16 protein-coding genes are annotated in these 17,613 nt (G+C 65.6%); 14 read left to right on the top strand and 2 right to left on the bottom strand.

Going from position 1 to position 17,613, the window contains the following annotated elements:
- Positions 1-25 precede the first annotated feature (25 nt).
- The 6 genes from ACEQZ0_RS01585 (at position 26) to ACEQZ0_RS01560 (ending at position 5,578) form a co-directional block, all read left to right on the top strand.
- Positions 26-616: a flavin reductase family protein gene (locus tag ACEQZ0_RS01585; RefSeq protein ID WP_370187696.1), complete on the top strand. Its 591-nt coding sequence runs from the start codon at positions 26-28 to the stop codon at positions 614-616.
- A 56-nt stretch (positions 617-672) separates the two neighbouring features.
- Complete coding sequence (locus tag ACEQZ0_RS01580; protein WP_370187693.1) at positions 673-1,647, top strand: NAD(P)H-dependent flavin oxidoreductase; 975 nt, start codon at positions 673-675, stop codon at positions 1,645-1,647.
- 13 nt (positions 1,648-1,660) lie between these two features.
- The gene (locus tag ACEQZ0_RS01575; RefSeq protein ID WP_370187691.1) at positions 1,661-2,803 is read left to right on the top strand and encodes an acyl-CoA dehydrogenase family protein; all 1,143 of its coding nucleotides are present in this window, start codon (positions 1,661-1,663) and stop codon (positions 2,801-2,803) included.
- A 13-nt stretch (positions 2,804-2,816) separates the two neighbouring features.
- Complete coding sequence (locus tag ACEQZ0_RS01570) at positions 2,817-3,554, top strand: SDR family NAD(P)-dependent oxidoreductase (RefSeq protein WP_370187689.1); 738 nt, start codon at positions 2,817-2,819, stop codon at positions 3,552-3,554.
- A gap of 218 nt (positions 3,555-3,772) precedes the next feature.
- Entirely contained in the window at positions 3,773-4,795 is a 1,023-nt protein-coding gene (locus tag ACEQZ0_RS01565) for an aldo/keto reductase (protein WP_370187687.1), read from the top strand.
- 105 nt (positions 4,796-4,900) lie between these two features.
- A complete protein-coding gene (locus ACEQZ0_RS01560; protein ID WP_370187685.1) occupies positions 4,901-5,578 on the top strand; it encodes a response regulator transcription factor in 678 nt (225 codons plus the stop codon).
- Between the two features lie 68 nt (positions 5,579-5,646).
- Here ACEQZ0_RS01560 and ACEQZ0_RS01555 read toward each other — a convergent pair whose 3' ends face one another.
- Positions 5,647-8,394 (bottom strand): TonB-dependent receptor domain-containing protein, encoded by a 2,748-nt coding sequence (locus ACEQZ0_RS01555; RefSeq protein ID WP_370187682.1) that lies wholly within the window; start codon positions 8,392-8,394, stop codon positions 5,647-5,649.
- 126 nt (positions 8,395-8,520) lie between these two features.
- The gene (locus ACEQZ0_RS01550) at positions 8,521-10,083 is read right to left on the bottom strand and encodes a hypothetical protein (protein ID WP_370187679.1); all 1,563 of its coding nucleotides are present in this window, start codon (positions 10,081-10,083) and stop codon (positions 8,521-8,523) included.
- Between the two features lie 266 nt (positions 10,084-10,349).
- Here ACEQZ0_RS01550 and ACEQZ0_RS01545 point away from each other — a divergent pair, with 266 nt between their 5' ends.
- The 8 genes from ACEQZ0_RS01545 (at position 10,350) to ACEQZ0_RS01510 (ending at position 17,600) form a co-directional block, all read left to right on the top strand.
- On the top strand, positions 10,350-10,733 hold the full coding sequence (locus tag ACEQZ0_RS01545) for a hypothetical protein (protein WP_370187677.1): 384 nt from the start codon (positions 10,350-10,352) through the stop codon (positions 10,731-10,733).
- Between the two features lie 148 nt (positions 10,734-10,881).
- A complete protein-coding gene (locus ACEQZ0_RS01540; RefSeq protein WP_370187675.1) occupies positions 10,882-11,511 on the top strand; it encodes a lytic transglycosylase domain-containing protein in 630 nt (209 codons plus the stop codon).
- Between the two features lie 5 nt (positions 11,512-11,516).
- Positions 11,517-11,816: a TrbC/VirB2 family protein gene (locus ACEQZ0_RS01535; RefSeq protein WP_370187673.1), complete on the top strand. Its 300-nt coding sequence runs from the start codon at positions 11,517-11,519 to the stop codon at positions 11,814-11,816.
- Between the two features lies 1 nt (position 11,817).
- Positions 11,818-12,102 (top strand): type IV secretion system protein VirB3, encoded by a 285-nt coding sequence (locus tag ACEQZ0_RS01530; RefSeq protein WP_221600823.1) that lies wholly within the window; start codon positions 11,818-11,820, stop codon positions 12,100-12,102.
- Positions 12,092-14,530 carry a VirB4 family type IV secretion/conjugal transfer ATPase gene (locus tag ACEQZ0_RS01525; RefSeq protein WP_370187670.1) on the top strand — a complete coding sequence of 813 codons (2,439 nt, stop codon included), beginning with the start codon at positions 12,092-12,094 and terminating at the stop codon, positions 14,528-14,530. The genes ACEQZ0_RS01530 and ACEQZ0_RS01525 overlap by 11 nt, the downstream gene beginning before the upstream one ends.
- Positions 14,527-15,702 carry a type IV secretion system protein gene (locus ACEQZ0_RS01520; RefSeq protein ID WP_370187669.1) on the top strand — a complete coding sequence of 392 codons (1,176 nt, stop codon included), beginning with the start codon at positions 14,527-14,529 and terminating at the stop codon, positions 15,700-15,702. The genes ACEQZ0_RS01525 and ACEQZ0_RS01520 overlap by 4 nt, the downstream gene beginning before the upstream one ends.
- Complete coding sequence (locus ACEQZ0_RS01515) at positions 15,699-16,469, top strand: TrbG/VirB9 family P-type conjugative transfer protein (RefSeq protein WP_370187668.1); 771 nt, start codon at positions 15,699-15,701, stop codon at positions 16,467-16,469. The genes ACEQZ0_RS01520 and ACEQZ0_RS01515 overlap by 4 nt, the downstream gene beginning before the upstream one ends.
- Before the next feature lie 3 nt (positions 16,470-16,472).
- Positions 16,473-17,600 carry a TrbI/VirB10 family protein gene (locus ACEQZ0_RS01510; RefSeq protein WP_370187665.1) on the top strand — a complete coding sequence of 376 codons (1,128 nt, stop codon included), beginning with the start codon at positions 16,473-16,475 and terminating at the stop codon, positions 17,598-17,600.
- Positions 17,601-17,613 lie beyond the last annotated feature (13 nt).

Below are 17,613 nucleotides of genomic sequence, written 5' to 3'. Positions count from 1 at the left end.
GGCGCGCGGACTAGCTGCACAACCGATGTTCGATCCCACGGCATTCCGCGACGCGCTCGGCAGTTTCGTCACCGGCGTCACCATCGTGACCGCGCGCGATGCGGCGGGTCGCCCCTTCGGCCTGACCGCGAACAGCTTCAATTCGGTCAGCCTCGACCCGCCCATGGTGCTGTGGAGCCTGTCGCTGCGCTCGCGAACGCTGCCGGTATTCCGCGATGCGCAGACCTGGGCGGTGCATGTCCTGGCGGCGGACCAGCAGGCGATGTCCGATCGCTTCGCGCGCGCCGGAGAGGACAAGTTCGCTGCCCTCGACGATATCGACGGGCCCGAAGGCGCACCGCTGATCCCCGGCTATGCCGCGCGTTTCGGCTGCACCGCGCGGTTCGAATACGAAGGCGGGGACCATGCCATCTTCCTCGGCGAAGTGACCGATTTCGACCGCCGCGAGGTCGAGCCGCTGATCTATCACGGCGGCCGCTATGGACGGATCATGCGCAGCCCGACGGGCGAGGATCTGGAGCGCGAAGGGCTGGCGGAACGCGCGGGCTCGACGCTTTCCCTTACGGCGAGCGGGGCCGAACTGCTCGCCGCGCTCGAACGCGTGGCGAAGCGCTAGACTCGGCGCGCCCCGCCCGATACCCGTTGCGAAAAGCAACTAGGGAGAGGCCCGCCATGAAGACCCGCATCACCGAACTGTTCGGCATCGAGCATCCGATCATCCAGGGCGGCATGCACTACGTCGGCTTTGCGGAAATGGCGGCGGCGGTCTCCAATGCCGGCGGCCTCGGCATCATCACCGGCCTTACGCAGGGCACCCCCGAAAAGCTGGCCGACGAGATCGCCAAGTGCCGCGACATGACCGACAAGCCCTTCGGCGTAAACCTGACCTTCCTGCCCACGGTCAACGCGCCCGATTACCCGGGGCTCGTCCGGGTCATCATCGAAGGCGGGGTCAAGGTGGTCGAGACCGCAGGCAACAACCCGCAGCAGGTCCTGCCCTATTTCAAGGATGCCGGGGTCAAGGTGATCCACAAGTGCACCAGCGTGCGCCACAGCCTCAAGGCGCAGTCGATCGGCTGCGATGCGGTCAGCGTCGACGGCTTCGAATGCGGCGGCCACCCGGGTGAGGACGATATCCCGAACATGATCCTGCTGCCGCGCGCGGCGGACGAGTTGGAGATTCCCTTCGTCGCCAGCGGCGGGATGGCCGATGCGCGCAGCCTCGTCGCCAGCCTCGCGATGGGCGCCGACGGCATGAACATGGGCACGCGCTTCATCGCCACCAAGGAAGCGCCGGTGCACGAGAATGTGAAAAAGGCGATCGTCGCTGCATCCGAGCTCGATACAAGGCTGGTCATGCGCCCCTTGCGCAATACCGAGCGGGTGATGACCAATGATGCGGTCGAGGAACTGCTCAAGATCGAAAAGGAAAAGGGCGCCGACCTCAAGTTCGAGGACATCATCGAACAGGTCGCGGGCGTCTATCCGCGGATCATGATGGAAGGCGATATGGACGCGGGCGCATGGTCCTGCGGAATGGTTGCCGGGCTCATCGACGATATCCCGACCTGCAAGGAACTGATCGACCGGATCATGCGCGAAGCCGAGGAAATCATCCGCAGCCGCCTGACCGGTTTCCTCAACTAAGGACAAGAGACCCATGCTCGATACCAGCCAGCGCACTGCCTACAATGAAGACCACGAGGCCTTCCGCGATACCGTGCGCAAGGTCTTCGCCGAACACATGACCCCCTATCTCGACCAGCACGAGGCGGACGGCATCGTCCCGCGCAGCGCATGGAAGGCGCTGGGCGAAGCGGGCATGCTGTGCCCCACGGTCAAGGAAGAGAATGGCGGGCTGGGCCTCGATTTCGGCTTCAACTGCGTGCTGTGCGAAGAATTGTCCTACCTCGGCAGTTCGGCCGGTTTCACGCTGCAGAACGACATCACCGCGAATTACATCGAGCGGCTCGGCACCGAGGAGCAGCGGCAGAAATATCTTCCGGGCATGGTCTCGGGCGACGTCATTTCGGCCATCGCCATGACCGAACCGGGCGCGGGCAGCGACTTGCAGGGCATCCGCACCACCGCGATCAAGGACGGCAACCATCTGGTGGTGAACGGGTCGAAGACCTACATCACCAACGGCCAGAACGCCGATGTCATCATCGTCGTCGCCAAGACCGATCCTTCGCAGGGAGCGAAGGGCACCACTCTGGTGCTGGTCGATGCCGACACCGAGGGGTTCGAACGCGGGCGCAACCTCGACAAGATCGGCCAGCACTCGGCCGATACGTCGGAGCTCTTCTTCAACGATGTCCGCGTGCCGATGACCAATATCCTCGGCGGCGAGGGGCGGGGTTTCATCCACCTGATGGAGGAACTGCCGCAGGAACGCCTCGGCATCGCCGTGGGCGCGCAGGCTTCGGCGCAGCGGGCCTTCGACGAGGCAGTCAAGTTCACCAAGGACCGCAAGGCCTTCGGCAAGACGGTGTTCGAATTCCAGAACACCAAATTCGTCCTCGCCGATTTGAAGGCCAAGCTGCAGGTCGGCTGGGCGCATCTCGACTGGGCGATCAAGAAACACCTGGCGGGCGAACTGACGACCGACGAGGCGAGCGCGGCCAAGCTGTGGCACACCGACCTGCAATGGGAAGCCTGCGACAAGGCGTTGCAGCTGCATGGCGGGGCGGGATACATGAACGAATACGCCATCGCCCGCCTGTGGCGCGATGCGCGCGTGACGCGCATTTTCGGCGGCACCAACGAGATCATGAAGGAAGTGATCTCGCGCTCGATCTGAGGAGGCCGCAGCCATGACCGATCCGCTCGATTTCTCCGGCCAGACCGTTCTCGTGGTCGGGGGGACGAGCGGAATAGGGAACGGTATCGCACATGGATTTCGCACCCGCGGCGCCCTTGTCCATGTGACGGGCACCCGGGCTTCTGCGGAGGACTACAGCGCGGGGGAGGGCAGCGATCTCGACGGGCTGGCTTTCCATTCGCTCGACGTTTCGAACCGGGATGCGGTGGCCGCATTCGAGCTGCCCGACCGGCTCGATGTCGTCGTCCTGTGCCAGGGCGTCGTGCGCTATCGCCGCGAGGAGTTCGAACGCGAGGGCTGGGACGCGGTGATGACGGTCAACCTCGATTCGCTGATGGATTGCGCCCGCGCGGTGCGAGCGAAGCTGGCGGAACGGGGCGGCTCGTTGGTCATCGTCAGCTCGGTCGGCGCCTATCACGCGATGATCGGCAATCCGGCCTATGCCGCCAGCAAGGCGGGCGCGGTCAGCCTCGTCGGCAGTCTCGCGCAGGCCTGGGCGGGCGAGGGCATACGCGTCAACGGCATCGCGCCGGGCCTCGTCCCGACCAAGCTGACCGAGGTGACCACCGGGAACGCGCAGCGCGCGGCGGGGGCGGTGGCGCGGATCCCGGCCGGACGCATGGGGACGCCGCAGGACATGGCGGGCGCGGCGCTGTTCCTCGCCTCGCCGCTGGCCGATTACGTGGTCGGCCAGACCATCCGCGTCGATGGCGGCATGACTCTCGCGTGAGTGCCGGTGGTGCGGGCTCTTTCCTACTCCACCGGCGTTTGCGATGAAGACGATGCAGAGCGGCGAGGCACCATCGCTTTTCTCGCGCACACCTCGCGTCACTTTTTCGGAATGGCAATGTAAACAGTAAGTTGGCGGCGATCTGAAGGTGACACCCTGTCACCTTTGTCACCCGGTCCGTGTATCAAATCGGGCCGTCGCACAGGAAGGACCATCCCATGGATTACGTCAATCTCGGCCCCAGCGGCCTCAAGGTGTCGCGCCTCTGCCTCGGCTGCATGAGCTATGGCGACACCACCCGCGGCTGGCATGGCGACTGGGTCCTGTCCGAAGACGAGAGCCGGCCCTTTATCCGCGAAGCGCTGGAGGCAGGGATCAACTTCTTCGATACGGCGAACATGTATTCGCTCGGCGCCTCGGAAGAGGTGGTTGGCAAGCTGTTGCGCGAATTCGCCAGGCGCGACGAGATTGTGCTCGCGACCAAGGCCTTTCTTCCCTGGCGGCAGGCCCCCAACACCGGCGGCAATTCGCGCAAGAGCCTGTTGCAGGCAGTCGACGACAGCCTGGTGCGGTTGAAGATGGACTATGTCGACCTGTTCCAGATCCACCGCTGGGACGATTTCACCCCGATCGAGGAGACCATGGAAGCACTCCATGACATCGTGAAATCGGGCAAGGCGCGTTATATCGGCGCCTCCTCGATGTGGGCCTGGCAGTTCGCCAAGGCGCAGGAAGTGGCGAGAGCCAACGGCTGGACCCGCTTCATCTCGATGCAGAACCACGTCAACCTGCTCTACCGCGAGGAAGAGCGCGAGATGCTGCCGCTCTGCCAAGACCAGGGCGTGGCGGTGATCCCGTGGAGCCCGCTGGCGCGCGGCAAGCTCGCGCGGGCGTGGAACGATGCCACGGTGCGCAGCGAGACCGACGGCTTCGGCAAGACGCTCTACCGCCAGCATGAAGAGGCCGATCGCGCCATCGTCGAGGCGGTCGGCGCGATCACCGGCGAGCGCGGCGTGTCGCGCGCCACGGTCGCGCTCGCCTGGCACTTCGCCAAGGGGGTGACAGCGCCGATCATCGGGGCGACCAAGCCCGGGCACATCGCGGCTGCGATGGCCGCGCTCGAGCTCGGATTGAGCGCCGAGGAAGTGGCGCGCCTCGAGGCTCCCTACGTGCCGAAGGCGCCCGTCGGGATAGCCTCGACCGCGCCCCGCGACTGGACGCTTTCGGTGGCCGGAGAATAGGGAAATTCGCCTTGCGGGGCGAAGTGTTACAAACGCGACGGAGGGGTCACAAACAGGTCACATGGCTGCGGCAACGCTTGCCCGACAGGGTGGGAAGACAGCCGCGTGCGTACGATCAATATTTTTCTGACAGACCCGATTGCCGGCGAGCTCGCCGATTTCGAGAATGGCGATATCCGCTATGCCTTCGCCCGCCTCTTTCCCGACGGTCCGCACCGGCTGGTCGAGGGTCCGGTTTATGCCTTCATCGACTGGGTGATGGACGATCTATCGGGGCTCGAGATGTGCCGCCGCCTGCGGTCGGACCCGCGCCTGGCCGAAGCGCATATCGCCATCGTGCTCGAGCGGGACAATGCCGAGGACAAGCGCAGGGCCTTGCGCGCCGGCGCCGACGATTACGTCGTCGGCCCCCTCGACCGGAACGCGATCCTCGACCGGGTCATGGCGCTCCAGGCCGAGCCCGGTCAGGCCCGCATCACCGAGCGGCTCGAACTCGGCCACCTGCTGGTCGATCTCGCCGCGCTGCAGGCACGCTGGGGCGGCCAGCCGCTCGACCTCAGGCCGAACGAATTCCGCCTGCTGCATTTCTTGGCGCAGAACCCCGACCGCGTGCTCTCGCGCAGCGACCTGATCGCGGCACTGGGCAAGCAGGAACCGCCGATCGACGAGCGCACGGTCGACGTCTGGATCGGCCGCCTGCGCCGCGCGCTGCGCAAGGTCGGCGCAGGCGAGCGCGTGCGCACGGTGCGCTCGCTCGGATATGTCTACGACAGCTACGACTGAGCATTGGCGGCCAGACAAAAAAGGGCCGCCCGGAGGCGGCCCCTTCCTGCAAGCGGGCCCGGTGCCGCTCAGAACTCGGCCGAGACCGAGAGGCTGAAACTGCGGCCGACCTTGTAGCTGTTGTTCTCGATCCGCGTGGTGCCGGTCGTCTGGTATTCGAAGTGATCGCGTCCGGTCAGGTTGCGCGCCTCGAATTTCACTTCGAGATCGGTCCCCGCCAGCCTGATGCCCTGGCGGGCGACGAAATCGATCGTCAGGCCGGGGTTCTCGAGGATGTCTGGGCGCGACAGCGTGCTGCGGCTGATCACCCGCTTGCTGCCGTAGTTGAACAGGAAGGTGAGCTGGCTGACCCGGTCGAGATCCTCGAGGCCCAGCTGCACGTTGGCGATGTGGTCCGACTGGCCGGTGAGCGCGGTGCCGTCTTCGAAGAAGTTGGTCGCCGCCTGCAACCCGCCCAGTTCGGGGACATTGACCATGTCGCCGGCCTGCACGCTGATGTCCGACTGCGTGTAGGTGTAATTGGCGATCGCCACGAGGCGCTTGCTGTCCCACCAGTCGCCGAGGTTGTAGAGGTCCTTGTTCCACTGCACCTCGAGTTCGGCCCCGTAGAGCGTGGCCGAGGGGGCATTGGCGAACCGGCTGACGACCGAATTGTCGTTGAAGCTCGAGAAGACCTCGATCGGGTTCTTGATGTCCTTGTAGAAGCCCGCGGCACTCAGCCGGCTGCCCGAGCCCCAGTAATATTCGAGCCGCGCCTCGTAATTGGTCAGCTCGCTGTCGACCAGGCCGGGATTGCCGGTGAACTGGCGGTTGGTCTCGGGATCGTAGTAGGTCTGCAGGATCAGTTCGCGGAACTGCGGCCGTGCGATGGTCTTCGACGCATTGAGGCGCGCCTGCAGGCTGTTGGCCACTTCCCAGGTCAGCGTGGCGGCCGGGAGCCAGTAATCGTTGTTGAGCAGCGTTGCATTGACCGACCCGTTGGGCAGACCGTCGAGCCCAAGGGGCACGACTACCTGCGTCGCGTCCTCGTAGCGGGCCCCGACGTCGAGCGAGACACCGGTCGTCGGTTCGAGGCGGGCCTGGGCATACCCTGCCTTGATCTCGAGCCCGGCTGAAAAGGCGGGGTCGGCAGCGGTTGTTTCGATGATCGTATAGGAGAACGGGCCGATCCCGGCTGCGGTCTGCGCGGCGCTATCGTACCCCAGCGCGATCAGCGAATCGCCGAGCAGATTGTCGGGCCGGAAGGCCCCGAACGCCTGCGGGTAGGCCCCGGTCGTGCGGATATCGAATTCGCGACGACGCGACAGGCGGCTGGTGTCGGTATAGGCGCCGCCCACGGTCACGCCCAGCCAGTTGGCCAGGCGATAGCTGATGTCGAGACCGCCATAATAGAGGTCTTCGGTCAGGTCGGAAAAGGCGACGGTGGTGCGCCCGCGCTGTCCGCCGTTCTGCAAGTTCAGATATACGCCGTCGAGCTCGCCCGAGGGATTGATATCGCGCGAGTAGACGAACTCCCATTCGTTCGGCGCCTCGCGCTGGGTCTGCGCATAGCCGGCGCGCATGTCGACCGAGAGGTCGCCGAACTTCATCTCGCCGACGAACTGCGAGTCGAGCAGTTGGCGTTCGTACCAGCCGGTGTTCTGGAACAGGTCGTCATCGTCGTCGGTGAGGTCGTTGATTTGTGCGAGAGAGGCGCGTTTCAGCGAGTCGCGGATGAAGAGATTGGTCAGGCGGAAGCGGTGTTCGCCCACTTCGAGGCCAAGGCCGAGCATCGCATTGGCGAGAATGCGCTGGTCGGTCTGGAACTGCGAGCCGGTCTGGTCGAGATCGAGTTCGCCGTTGAGCGCCGACTGGCGGGTGATGAAGCGGTTGCGATACTTATTGCTCAGCGAAGCGGTCGCGATCACGCCGAACCGGCCGTCGGAAAAGGCATCGAAGCTGGTTCCCGCGGTGATGCCCGCCGACCAGTTGACCGGCAGTTTCCCGATGCTCTGCAGCAGGATCAGGTTGGGATCTCCCAGCTCGGTCAGGATTGCCTGCTGGTCGACGTCCGGATCGGTCATCGACCGGCCGCTATCGAGGAAGGACTGCAGCGCGGGGCCGGGTTCGCGGCGTCCGTCGTCGAAACCGAACCAGTCGTAGTCCGACCCGTAATAGCTATAGCCGGTGCCGAAGGTGGTTTCGGTATCGCCCGAGATGCCGGCACTGACCTTGACGAAGCTGTCGTCGGGCACGGCGCGGGTCGTGAGATTGATCACGCCGCCGCCGAACTCACCGGGGAAGTTGGCCGAATAGGTCTTCTGCACCAGGCTCGAGGCGATGATGCTGGTCGGAAAGATATCGAGCGGAACGACGCGGCTGAGCGGCTGCGGCGAGGGCAGTGGCAGGCCGTTGAGGAGGGCGAGCGAATAGCGATCGCCGAGGCCGCGGACGTAGACAAGGCCGTTGCCGACGGTGGACAGGCCGGTGACGCGTGTCAGCGCACCCGCGATGTCGCCCTCGCCGGTGCGTGCGATGCTGGCGCTGTCGAGAACCGAGACGACCTGGCTCGATGCGCGGGTGACGTCCTGCCGGCGGCGACCGGTAACTACGATGGCTCCGCCGGGAACCGAGATTTCGGGCTCCTCGAACGCTTCATCGTCCGGCGCCTGGCCGGCGGCTGCCGCATCCTGTGCCGGCGCGGCTTCGGTTGTGGCGTTTTCAGTGGCGGGAACGCCTTCTGCGCCCGTGCTGGCGTCCTGCGCAAAAGCTGCGCCGGGAACGGTGAGCGCGGTGGTGAGCAGGAGCAGCGCGGTGAGCTGCTTGCCGGTCGACATGGTTCGAGACCCCCTCATATTCAGGCCTTTGGAATCTGGTCGGGGCCCTGCGATGGCCCCTGTGCGGAAATGCGAAGAAGGCCGCAGGACGCACCCCTTGCGCGCCCCACGGCCTTTCAATGCCGATTAGTAGACCGGCAGGCTGGTGCAGTCGCTCACCGAACCGAAGTTCGCGAACGAGGAATTGCAGGTCCAACCCTGGACCCAGGTTTCGTTGCCCGGATACACCGCGCCAATGTTTGTCGGCAGGGTGAAGAAGGACGAGAACACGGTCGGGTCGAAGACGGTGACGGCGTTTTCGTTGGTGCCGTTGACGTAGGTCATCGTCAGCGTGTTGGTGAAGTTCGAGTCGGTGTTCGAACCGGCGTCGAAGAAGCTCTGCGTCTGCGCCGCTGTCACGCCGCCCGAACCGTCGCGGAAATCGACCGCGCAATCCATCACGAAGCTGTTGAAGACCGGCGGGCCGGCTTCATCGAGACTGGCATCGGCCGCACGGATCGTTTCCGGAAGGTCGATTCGCAGGCACGGAGTTGCACCCGACTGATCGACGAGGATCGAGTTGACGATGGTGTAGTCCGTGCCGCCGCGGATGCGGATCGCTTGGTCGCCCGTGCCGCTGTTCGCGATGAAGGTGGCATTGGAGATCTTGGTGTTCTGGCGCGGGGTCTGGTCTTCGAGGCCGTTGTTCGAGTCGGCTTCGATGATGGTGTCGCCCACGCCGGGGCGCTGGATAACGATCACGTTCTGCGCATTGAGCTTCACGCCGGTGTCCGAATCGAGACCGTCGTCTTCCGCGCCGACGATGACGAGGTTGCGGAAATTCACGCGGCCGCCGAAGAACTCGACGCCGTCGTCCGAGCTGTTGAAGCTCATGATGTTGCGCAGCGTGGTGCCCGAACCGATGCCGCTGGGCGTCAGCGACTGGAGTTCGTTGTCGCCCGAGAGGACGAAGCCCGAATAGCGGATCTGGACGTAAGTCATGCTGCCCGAGCTGTCACCCGGAGTCGCGCCGCCGAAGAGGGCGGGCTGCGCTGCGCCTTCGACCTGGCGTTCACAGGCGACGGTGCCCGGCGTTGCGCCCGGTGCGATACAGTCGGTGATCGGGGCACGGCCCGAAAGGACGACACCGCCCCACTGGCCCGACGAATTGTCGGTGTTGAGGCCCTGGACGTTGTCGCGGCTGGTGAAGACGATCGGGCGGTCGGCGGTGCCGTTGGCCTGGATCGTGTTGCCGCGGTTGACGTTGAGCCAGCCCGAACCCTGCGAGAACAGAATTACGCCCGGTTCGATGGTCAGTTCGACATCCGTGTCGGCCGAAGAGGCGGTCGGGCCGCCATCGGTACCGACGTCGACTCGGCCGTTGATGCGATAGAGCAGGCCATCGATATAGGGCAGGGTCGAGGAAGCATCGAAACGCGCGGGCAGTGTGCAGACACGATATTCACCGGTGGGGCCCGAGATGGTGCCGCTATCGGTCAGGCCGACCGGGTCGGAGATGGTCGGGCAGCCGGCAGCCGGCGTGACCAGCGCCGAGGTCGGCGTGGGCGTCGGCGTGGGCGCCGGAGTGGCGGGCGGATTGTTGATGGTGATGTTCCCGCCGGTGCCCGGCGAGACGATTTCGTCGGCACCGCAGCTGGCGAGAGCCAGGGCGGAGCAGCCGAGAACGAGCGAACGATGGAAATTGGTCACGGGTAGCGGTCCCCTCAAAAACCGGAATGAATCGAGTTGCGAGTTCGTTGATCGCGACTCGTCCGCTAGGGACCGTTCGTGACAGTTTTTGTCGGCTCATGACCGTTATGTTGCAGTTTCGGCAGCTAATGCGACGAACTGCGGGACAACCGAAAAGTGATGCTGAAATGCACCAGATTGCAGATTTGTGACAATGTTACGCTTTTATTGCAGTGCGTAGCGAGAGGGCGCATTCTCCCACCCGAAACAGATAGGGGAGAGCGATCATGATCATCCTGACGAGCGTTGCGCTGGCTATTCTGGCGCAGGGTCCGGTGGCGGCTGTGGCGGGACCCGTGGCAGAATACGACGTCGGCTATGAAGAGCTTGTCGCCCGTCGGGATGCCGATGCGCGCAAGGCGATCGAGGCGTGCGACGAACTGTCACAGGACGATCCGGCCCGCCTTATTAACCACGCAATCGCGCTCGCACGCACGGGCGAGTACGATGCGGCGCGCGCGGCCTTTACTGCAGTGGCCGAGGCCCGCACCAGCGTCGAACTCGAAACCGCCACCGGGGACTGGGTCGATTCACGTCGCCTTGCCCGCAAGGGGCTGGCGATGCTCGAGCGCGGCGAGTTTTCGCGTTATTACGCGCTCTCGCTTCGCTAATTCCTTGGAAAACTGTTGAGCCGCAACGGCCCGCCTCTTTGCAGGGGCGGGCCGTTTTGTATCGTGCTGCGACGGTTTCTTACTGGAATCAGCTTTTTGTCACCCGCGTGTCATGTAGTATGCCCAAGGGGACTGGACGGAGGGTGCAATGATTCTCGCACGCTGGGCGCTGAGCATGGGATTGTCCTGTGCGGCGCTGACCGCCTTCCCGGTGAAGGCGGATGTCATGGAGATCGATGTCGACGGTGCGCGCTGGGTAGCCGGCGGGGGCGCCGCGCCCGCTGCCATCCCGTCCGAGTTTGCGCCTGTCGAACCCTTTGCAGAAGTGCCGCCGGAGATTTTCGTTCCCGAAGTCGCCGTGGCCGATCCCCAACTGCATGCGCAGCTTGTGCCAGAAGGCTACAAGGCCAAGGTCGCCGAACTCGCCGTTCGCTTCGATCTCAGCCCGACGCTGATCGAGGCGCTGGTGTGGCAGGAAAGCCGCTGGCGCCCGGATGCGATTTCGCCGGTCGGTGCACGGGGCCTTGCCCAGCTCATGCCTGCCACGGCGCGCGATCTCGATGTCGATCCCGCCGATCCCTTCGCCAATCTCGAGGGCGGCGCGCGGTACTTGCGCGAACAGCTCGACCGCTTCGACGGCGATCTCGAAAAAGCCCTCGCGGCCTATAATGCGGGGCCCGGGCGTGTCATCCGGGCGGGGGGCATCCCGCGCATTCGCGAAACGCAGACCTATGTGGCAGCGATTATGGGTCGCCTGTCCGATCATTCACGGGAGTAAGTTACTTGAGTCGCAAGCTTTTCATTCCGGCAGCTCTTGCCGCCCTGATAACCCCGTCCGCCGCTTTCGCGCAGGCCGCCGATCCGGCCGGATCGGGACCGATCGTAGCTGCGCTCGGCTGGCTCCAGGGCACGCTGCTGGGCAATGTCGCCACCGCGGTTGCCGTCATGGCAGTCGCCGCCGTCGGCTTCATGATGCTCACCGGCCGGCTCAACTGGCGCTTCGGTGCGACCGTCATCATCGGCGTGTTCATCTTGTTCGGTGCCGCTTCGATCGTAGCCGGAATTCAAGGGGTTGCCGCGTAAAATGACCGCGCTGGTCCGCCATCCCGTCCACCGCGCGCTGACGCGTCCGCAGATGTTCGCGGGGGTGACATATAACTATTTCATCATCAACGGGATGGTGACCACCGAGGCCTTCCTCATCACCGGCAGCTGGCTTGCCCTGCTGGTCTTCGCCGTGATGCACGGCGTCGGCTATTTCGCCTGCCTGCGCGAACCGCGCATCTTCGACCTGTGGATCACCAAGGTCAGCAAGTGCCCGCGGGTAAAGAACTACAAGCGCTGGGGGTGCAATTCCTATGCCGCGTAAGGACAAATGGAAGGGCGCCGCCGCCTGGAGCGCGAAGGAAGCGCGCGCCGGCGACCGGCTGCCGTACCTGCGCCTGATCGACGAAAGCACCATGCTGCTGCGCGACGGCAGCGTGATGACCGCGATCCAGGTGCCGGGGCTGCTGTTCGAGACCGAGGACAGCGAGGCGCTCAACGCCCATGCCGCAACGCGCGAGGTTGTGCTGCGCTCGACGCTGGATGCGCGGTTCGTGCTCTACCATCACGTCATCCGACGCCGCGTTTCGGTCGAACTCGAAGCCGAGTTCCCCGATCCGATCAGCCGCCATATCGACACCCGCTGGCGCGAACGGCTCGGCTCGGGCCAGTTGTTCGTGAACGACCAGTTCATCACCCTGATCCGCCGCCCCGCGCGCGGCAAGGCGGGCCTTGCAGAACGGGTGAGCAAGAAGTTCAGGCGCGGTGGCGGCGAGAGGCTCGAAGCCGATCCCAAGGATTTGCGCAGCTTGCGCGCGGCATCGCAGGGGCTGGTTGCCTCGCTCGCGGCCTATGGCGCGACGCCGCTTGGCGATTATGTCGGGCCGCAGGGCAACACCAATTCGGAAATGCTCGAGCTGCTTTCCGCGCTCTACAATGGCGAGATGCGCCCGGTGCGCCGGCCTGCAGACGACGTCGATGTGGGTCACATGCTGCCCTATCGCCGCGTCAGCTTCGGGCTCGACGCGATCGAGATGCGTGGCTCGGGCACGCCCGACTTCGGCGCGATCCTCGGCCTCAAGGATTACCCCGAGGCGACTAGCCCTGGCCTGCTCGACAGCCTGCTGCGCCTGCCCTTCGAAATGGTGGTCAGCGAAAGCTACGCCCCGACCGAACGCCAGACCGCGCGCGAACGCATGGATCTCGCCATCCGCCGCCTAAAAAGCGCTGACGAGGAAGCCGCCGCCGAACGCGCCGACATGATGGCCGCGCGCGACGCGCTGGGCAATGGCGCAGTCGGTTTCGGCGACCATCACCTGACCGTCATGGTCAAGGAGCGCGACCTCGGCCGCCTCGACGATGCCATGGCCGCCTGCGCCGCTGCGCTTGCCGATACCGGCGCGATCGCGGTGCGCGAGGATACCAATTGCGAGCCCGCCTTCTGGGGCCAGTTCCCGGGCAATGAGGGCTATCTCGTCCGCCGCGCGCTGATCTCCAGCGCGAATATGGCGAGCTTCGGATCGCTCCACGGCTTTGCGCTGGGCCAGGCGCAGGGCAACCACTGGGGCGAGGCGGTGACGCTGCTGGAAACCACCAGCGCGACCCCGTTCTTCTTCAACTTCCACCATGGCGACCTCGGCAATTTCTCGGTCATCGGGCCAAGCGGCTCAGGCAAGACCGTGGTGATGAACTTCCTCGCCGCGCAGGCGCAGAAGTTCAGCCCCCGCACGATCCTGTTCGACAAGGACCGCGGGGCGGAGCTGTTCGCGCGTGGCATTGGCGGGCGCTACGACAGCATCCGTGCAGGCGAGCCGACCGGCTTCAACCCGCTCGCGCTGCCCGATACGCCGGGCAACAAGGCCTTCCTGCGCGACTGGCTGGGCGTGCTGCTCAAGGCCGAAGGGCCGGAAGAAGAGCAGACCATCGCGGGCGCGGTCGACGCGGCCTATGCCAATGATGCGAGCTTGCGCCGCCTGCGCCATTTCAAGGAGCTTCTGTCGGGCAGCCGCCGTCCGCAACCGGGCGATCTGGCCGACCGCCTTGGTGCTTGGATCGGCGAAGGCGAGAACGCCTGGATGTTCGACAATGCGCAGGACAAGCTCGACTTGTCGGCCCGCGTGCTCGGCTTCGACATGACTGCGCTGCTCGAGAACCCGAAGCTGCGCACGCCGACCATGATGTACCTCTTCCACCGGATCGAGGAGCGCCTCGACGGCAAGCCGACGATGATCCTCATCGACGAGGGCTGGAAGGCGCTCGACGACGAGGTCTTCGCCGCGCGCATCCGCGACTGGCTCAAGACGCTCAGGAAACGCAACGCACTGGTTGGCTTCGCCACGCAGTCGGCGCGCGACGCGCTTGAAAGCCGCATTTCGACTGCCCTGGTCGAGCAGACCGCGACCATGGTGTTCATGCCCAACAGCCGTGCGCGGCCCGAAGATTACTGCGACGGTTTCGGCCTGACCGAGCACGAGCTTGCGCTCATCCGCACGCTGCCGGCGCACAGCCGCTGTTTCCTGGTGCGCCAGCCCGATGCGAGTGTGGTGGTGCGGCTGGACCTGTCGGGCGCGCCCGAAGTGCTGACGCTGCTCTCGGGTCGCGAGAGCTCGGTGCGCAGGCTCGACTTGCTGCGCGAAGCGCTCGGCGATGCGCCTTCGGACTGGTTCCCCGCGCTCACCGGAACCAAGTGGCCCGGCGGCGCGATCGATGAAGGGGAGGCCGGGGTCGAAGCCCTGGGCCTTGCAGCGGAGTGAGCGCGAACTGCCAGCAGGCCGCGCAGGAGCTCGGCAACGGCGTCGCCGCCGCGCTGCGCGGTGTCGACTGCATCGCGGGCGAGGCGAGCTCCGCTGCCTTCGGACGGCTGTTCGCCAGCGGCGGGCAGCTCTCCCTGGTGCTGACGCTGCTGCTGACGATCTTCATCGCGCTGTTCGCCTTCGCGCTGCTGACCGGCCGGACCAATATCGGCATACGCAGCCTCGTGCCGCGCATGATGACGCTCGGCCTCGTGCTGACCTTCGCGACCAGCTGGATCGCCTACCAGAGCGTGGTGTGGAACCTCGCGGTGCTCACACCCGACTATCTCGCCGGTATCCTGACTGGTAGCCAGGGCTCTGCCACGCACACCTTCGCGCAGAAGATCGACGTGGTCTTCATCGCCATCCAGGAAGCGAGCGGGGGGAATGAGGAGTTCTCCGCCTTCTCGCCCGAAGGGATGATGTGGCTCGGCGCGATGCTGTTCATGCTCGGTACGGTCGGCCTGCTGGTAACGACCAAGATTGTGCTCGGTATCCTTGTCGCGCTTGGTCCCATCTTCGTGGTCATGGCGCTGTTCAACGGTACGCGCGGGTTGTTCACCGGCTGGATCAAGGGGCTGACGATGTGTGCGCTGGCGCCGCTGTTCGCCGTGCTCGGCGGCAGCATCATGCTCGAAATGGCCGTGCCGATCCTCGCGGCCCTGACCGCAACGCCCGGACAGGTCGACCCGCAGGCCGCGATGGGCTTCTTCATGATCGGCGCGGTGCATGTCGCGCTGATGGTGCTGGTGCTCAAGGTCGCGGGCGCGATGGTTGCAGGCTGGACAGTGTTCGGCCTCACGCCGTCCTCGGAAGATAAGTCTGCCCCCGCTGCCGCTCCACAGGCAGCAATCCCACAGGCCGCTCTCGCGCAGGCACAGGCCGCCAACCAAACCAGTTCACAGGCGCGCAAGATCGACGTCTCGGCCGTACCCACCGCCTATGCCGCCAACGACAGCGGCGGCGCGGGCGGCAGCGGCACTGCCCGCGTGACCAAGGTCTATGCGACCTCTTCGGGCTCTGGCCAGCAATCCCCTTCCAGCAAGGCCCGCGTGCGCGGCTCCGGCATCGGTAGCCGGTTCAAACCCGCCGCTCCCAAGGCCCTCGACCGTTCGATGGAGAAACACGCATGACCCGCGCGCTCATTCCCGCGCTCGCCCTTGCCCTGTTGGCCGCGCCGGCTGCTGCACAGGATTCCCGCCTCGTCGAGGTAATGTACGACGAATTCAAGGTCGTGCGCGTCGAAGGCCGCGTTACCGTGCAGGCGAGCATCATGTTCGGCGACGACGAGGTGATCGAAAACGTCGCCATCGGCGACAGCGCGAGCTGGCAGGTCACCCCTAACAAGCGCGCCAACATCCTGTTCGTCAAGCCGCTCGAACCGCGGGCCGCGACCAACCTCACGGTCATCACCAGCAAGCGCACCTATCTGTTCGACCTCGTCGCCACCCCCAATGCCAAGCCGCTCTACCTGATGCGCTTCGCCTATCCGGATGAACCGGAGGATGAGGAGGTGCAGATGGCGGCAGCGCCGAATGCGATCGAGCGCCAGGCGGCGCGCGACCCCTATGCCGTGGTCGATCCCGCGGACTTGAATTTCGCGTGGAACGCTTCGGGCGACCCCGAACTGCTGCCCGAGAATACCTATGACGATGGCACGGCAACCTTCCTGACCTGGCCCAATGGCAAGGATGTTCCGGCAATCCTCGTCACTAATGGCGAAGGGGTCGAGGGCCCGGTCAACTTTACCGTGCGCGGCGATACCATCGTCGTCGACGGAGTGCCGCGCACGATTGTCCTGCGCTCGGGCGAGGATAGCGCCCAGCTGGTCAACACGGGGCCCGAACGGCCCGCAACCAATGCGAGCGGCAAGGCCGCTCTCGCCTCGAAGGGGAGGTAAAACATGCGTCTCGCCATGCGACTGCCCGAGAAGAAGCCCGGCGATGCCGGTATCGCCAACGATGTCGATCCGCGCGATGAAACCGATGCCGAGGTCATCGACCTTGCGCAGCGCAACGCCTTCCCCGCCGTGGCGCGGCCTGCGGGCAAGTCCGATGCGCTTGGCATGATTGCGGGCATCGCCATCGTCGCGGGGCTTGGTCTCGTCACGCTGTGGAGCATGAATTCTGCCCGGATTACACCGTCCGAAGGGATCGGCGGCAAGCAGGCACCGGTAGAGGTGGCTCCGCCGGTGCCCGCCGCGGCGATCACGCCTCCGGCCCAGGCGCAGACCATCGCCGCCCCCGCAGCGCGTCCCGATCCCGCGCCGCAACCCGTGCTCGCCGCGCAGCCGCAGCCGGGTCTCGCTGCCAATCCTTATGCCAACCCCACTGTCGTGTTCGACTCCGGGGCCTCGCCCGCAACGCTGGCGATTGCCGAGCCGGCTGCCGCCGAGGCCGGGGGCGCCGGTTCGACCGGGAACTCCGCGTCCGATTTCGCGAGCCGCATCGGCGGCGTCGGCGGAGCACCGGCGCAGGCCAGGGCAATGGTCAATCCCGCGACCACCGTCACGCAGGGCACGTTGATCCCGGCGGTTCTCGAGACCGCGATCGACACCAATGTGCCGGGCTATGTCCGCGCGGTGGTGAGCCAGGATGTGCGCAGCTTCGACGGGACCAAGATCCTCGTCCCGCGCTCGAGCCGTCTGATCGGCCAGTACCAGTCGGGCCTGCAGAACGGGCAGAAGCGCGCCTACGTCATCTGGACGCGGCTGATCCGGCCCGATGGCGCCTCGGTCAATCTCGCCTCGCCCGCGATCGGCTTCGACGGCACCACGGGCCTAGCCGGCAAGGTTTCGGGCAACAGCTTCTTCAAGCGCTTCGGCTCGGCCATGCTGCTGTCGGTCGTCGGCGGCGTGGGTTCGCTTGCCACGGGCGGCGCGGCCGGCGTGATGATCGGCGGGGCGAGCTCCACGGCAGCGGCCACGGCAGCGCAGCAGGATGGCCAGCGCGGCCCCACCGTGCGGGTGCGCCAGGGCGAACCGATCCGCATTTTCACCGCGCGCGACCTGGATTTCTCCTCGGTCAGCTGAGCATTGCACGAGA

Origin of the sequence: Qipengyuania sp. (assembly GCF_964227205.1) — a bacterium.
Classification (GTDB): domain Bacteria; phylum Pseudomonadota; class Alphaproteobacteria; order Sphingomonadales; family Sphingomonadaceae; genus Qipengyuania.
Note: the sequence above shows the minus strand (reverse complement) of the source record. Positions and strands in the feature narration are given on the sequence as shown.

Bases quoted from the DNA above. Each gene is read 5' to 3' on its own strand.
- ACEQZ0_RS01585 (WP_370187696.1), top strand. From the start codon at position 26: ATGTTCGATCCCACGGCATTCCGCGACGCGCTCGGCAGTTTCGTCACC.
- ACEQZ0_RS01580 (WP_370187693.1), top strand. From the start codon at position 673: ATGAAGACCCGCATCACCGAACTGTTCGGCATCGAGCATCCGATCATC.
- ACEQZ0_RS01575 (WP_370187691.1), top strand. From the start codon at position 1,661: ATGCTCGATACCAGCCAGCGCACTGCCTACAATGAAGACCACGAGGCC.
- ACEQZ0_RS01570 (WP_370187689.1), top strand. From the start codon at position 2,817: ATGACCGATCCGCTCGATTTCTCCGGCCAGACCGTTCTCGTGGTCGGG.
- ACEQZ0_RS01565 (WP_370187687.1), top strand. From the start codon at position 3,773: ATGGATTACGTCAATCTCGGCCCCAGCGGCCTCAAGGTGTCGCGCCTC.
- ACEQZ0_RS01555 (WP_370187682.1), bottom strand. From the start codon at position 8,394: ATGTCGACCGGCAAGCAGCTCACCGCGCTGCTCCTGCTCACCACCGCG.
- ACEQZ0_RS01545 (WP_370187677.1), top strand. From the start codon at position 10,350: ATGATCATCCTGACGAGCGTTGCGCTGGCTATTCTGGCGCAGGGTCCG.
- ACEQZ0_RS01540 (WP_370187675.1), top strand. From the start codon at position 10,882: ATGATTCTCGCACGCTGGGCGCTGAGCATGGGATTGTCCTGTGCGGCG.
- ACEQZ0_RS01530 (WP_221600823.1), top strand. From the start codon at position 11,818: ATGACCGCGCTGGTCCGCCATCCCGTCCACCGCGCGCTGACGCGTCCG.
- ACEQZ0_RS01525 (WP_370187670.1), top strand. From the start codon at position 12,092: ATGCCGCGTAAGGACAAATGGAAGGGCGCCGCCGCCTGGAGCGCGAAG.
- ACEQZ0_RS01515 (WP_370187668.1), top strand. From the start codon at position 15,699: ATGACCCGCGCGCTCATTCCCGCGCTCGCCCTTGCCCTGTTGGCCGCG.
- ACEQZ0_RS01510 (WP_370187665.1), top strand. From the start codon at position 16,473: ATGCGTCTCGCCATGCGACTGCCCGAGAAGAAGCCCGGCGATGCCGGT.